This is a genomic window from Roseburia zhanii, assembly GCF_014287635.1.
Lineage (GTDB): Bacteria > Bacillota > Clostridia > Lachnospirales > Lachnospiraceae > Roseburia_B > Roseburia_B zhanii.
Window position 1 is genome coordinate 1 of the sequence record NZ_JACOPH010000083.1, and the last position, 787, is coordinate 787.

Below are 787 nucleotides of genomic sequence, written 5' to 3' on the forward strand. Positions count from 1 at the left end.
GTCTGCCGGAAGAAAAACAATACAAAGGCGGGCGCACAGTGGATGAATTGTTGCAGGACATGGCAGAAGGAAAGACACTGGATGATGCGGAAACGGAGTATGTGAAGATTTTTGCAAACCTGAAAGATTTTGAGAAAGCACAGCAGAAGGCGGAACTGAAAAATGATTTTTCCGAGGATTTTGTAAAGGATCTGGAAAGCAAAGGTATCTCCCGTGATGAGCTGGAGGGAATGCAGATAAAGATTGAAAGCAATGGGAATGTAACAGTGAGCGGTATCGAAGATAAGGAAGTCCGGGAGCAGGTTCAGAAACTGGTAGAGGAAAAGTACAGTGACCGGATGTATCAGTATTACACAGGAATTGCTGACAGTGTGGGAAATCTGTCGTCCAATACCTATCAGTATGCCACGGATGTGCAGGAAGTCAGGCGTTACTTAAAAGGGGTTACGGGAGAAGATATTTCTCTGGAGAACCTTTACCTGACACCAGACGGAAAGATTGGCGGGCTGCCGGGAAAAGCTGCTGATCTGATCAACAAAACAAAGGACAACGCCAAGATAGAGCGGATAAAGGATGCATTGATAAATATTATAGGACATAACCGGACAAGCGGTGATCTGGGGATTCCAGACTTTACTTCGGAGTTTCAATTCAGTAATGGTGCTTTTTCTGTGGCAGACAGCGGTTTTACGGTGGATATGGCGGCATTGGACAGAAGGCTGACGCCCCAACCCCATGATAACATGTATTCGGATATGTATGAGTACAGTTTCAGGAAAGTATTATG

Annotated in this window: 1 pseudogene; it reads left to right on the top strand. The window is 45.2% G+C overall.

What is annotated here, in order from left to right:
- Positions 1 to 38 precede the first annotated feature (38 nt).
- Positions 39 to 787 (top strand): annotated as a pseudogene (locus H8S17_RS17395) (hypothetical protein); the annotation flags it as partial.